The sequence below is a fragment of the Arthrobacter sp. CAN_A214 genome (assembly GCF_015751955.1).
In the GTDB taxonomy this organism is placed as follows: Bacteria; Actinomycetota; Actinomycetes; order Actinomycetales; family Micrococcaceae; genus Arthrobacter_D.
The window spans coordinates 1-1,912 of sequence record NZ_JADOUU010000084.1; the positions used below are offsets into that span (position 1 = coordinate 1).

The following is a 1,912-nucleotide window of genomic DNA, read 5'->3' on the forward strand; positions in this document are numbered from 1 at the left end:
ACGGCACGGGAGGTAGCATCGGCCCGTGCGTCTGCAACACCGCGGGATTGGAGTTCGGATACGAGGGAGGTAGGTGCTGTGAGCGTCGTCGCCATAAGTAACATGTTACTCGACGGGTCTCGTTCCGCCGCAGACTAGTCTTGGTTTCATGTCACAACCGTCCGCCGAAGCCGCCAATCGCCCGGGGCGCGCACCCACCCTCACCGACCGCACCATCGACGCGGTCCGAGAGGGCATCCGGAACGGCACGCTCGTACCGGGCGAGTTGTATTCGGTGTACCGGCTGGCCAATGAGCTAGGCGTTTCTCGTAGTCCGGTCCGGGATGCCCTGCTCCGGTTGGCGGAGACCGGGATGGTGGCGTTCGAGCGCAATCGCGGTTTCCGCGTCGTGCTTCCCGACGCGCGTGAATTGGCCGAGATCATCGCCGTCCGCCTCGCGCTGGAGGTGCCTGCCGCAGAGCGGGCAGCAGTTCGCGCCAGCACCGCCGACCACGTGGCCCTGCACGCTGAGTATGCGGCGATGCAGGCGTCGGTCACTGCCGGGGATGATGCCGCGTTTCTGCTGCATGACCAGCGGTTTCATACGCTGCTGCTGGAGCTCGCGGGCAACGCCCACGCCACCCGGATCATCGAGAACCTGCGCGATGCCACCCGTCTGGTCGGCACCTCGACGATCCGGACGTCCCGCTCCCTCGATGACGTCTACCGGGAACACCAACCGATCCTTGACGCCATCCAACAGGGGGACCCATCCGCGGCGGGTGCAGCCATGCGTCGCCATCTGGAGTCGACAGGTTGGCTGCTGCTGCGGGAGGCAGCGGGCGGATCCGAAGCGAGCACTGACTCCAACGCGCTGTGGGACGAGCTGGTGGGTCACCCACCTGTGGGCGGGTGGAGCCCGAAGGACAGAGCTCAAAGCCGTCCATCTGTTGGTGAGCCGCCGGAGCAATTTCCGTTCGAAGTGGGAACAAGTATCGAAACCCCGTCGCTCTTAGCAACCTCGATCTGGATAGAACCTCAGCTATGAGTCGTCTTGTGAACCTAAAGCTTTACAAGACACCCCCTTGAAGGCGCGCAAGGAGCGACCATTCCCCCGGAATCACAAGGGACCCAGTGCCTCGCAAACTTGTCTCACCGTGTTCCGTCTCGAAAGTGCTCGTTCCCGAGGTTGTAACTCAAAAGGGCGGCATGAGGCATCTCGTAAGTGCTGCACGGGCAGCTCGAACCAGGCCTCGAGTGGATACGTGCTGCGCCTCCAGTCCACAGGTGCACGGCACAAGCTCCCCCCGCTCCGCTGCTTGTCCCGCACACGAATTGACAGCAGGAATCAGTAGCCCGCCTGCACACACCCACCTATGTCACCGACACGACGGAGCTCATCTCGAGCGGACGGTGGGCGTGCACAGCCTCCTCGGCGCTGAGGTACTAAGCACCCCATTAGGGTGTGAATAGTGGTGTTAGTGATAACAGTGGTGTTAGTGATAACAGTGGCATTAGGGACAACAAGTGACAGCAGCAGAACCGATGGTGCCGGCTCTGCCTGATGGCGGGTCATCCACCTGTGGGCGGATGGAGCCCGAAGGGTGGAGCTCAAAGCCGTCCACCTGTGGGTGAGCCGCCAAAACCAACCACTGACGGGAGTGGGCGACAGGGCTGGAAAGGACGTTCCAGATAACGCCCCGCTGCGTACATTCTCACCGTGCGGGGCGAATGCGCATTGACGGTGTTGACGCCTGTAGCTTCAGCCTAAGCAGAGGGCTTCGGGGAGACTGCGCGCTGAAGTACCGCCGTGCGAACGGTTTAGTCGTGGTGGCGGTGCGGAAGATGTCAAGGCTGGTGAGACAGGTTAGTTCAGGCTGTCTGTATGAGGGCTTCCTGTGAGGGCTGGTTGATCCACGCGGCGGTAGGCAGT

At 62.4% G+C, this 1,912-nt stretch carries 1 protein-coding gene; it reads left to right on the forward strand.

The annotated features are described in order from the left end of the window. Positions 1–148 precede the first annotated feature (148 nt). Positions 149–1,027 (forward strand): GntR family transcriptional regulator, encoded by an 879-nt coding sequence (locus tag IWX65_RS17500; protein ID WP_196884827.1) that lies wholly within the window; start codon positions 149–151, stop codon positions 1,025–1,027. The last annotated feature ends 885 nt before the right edge of the window (positions 1,028–1,912 follow it).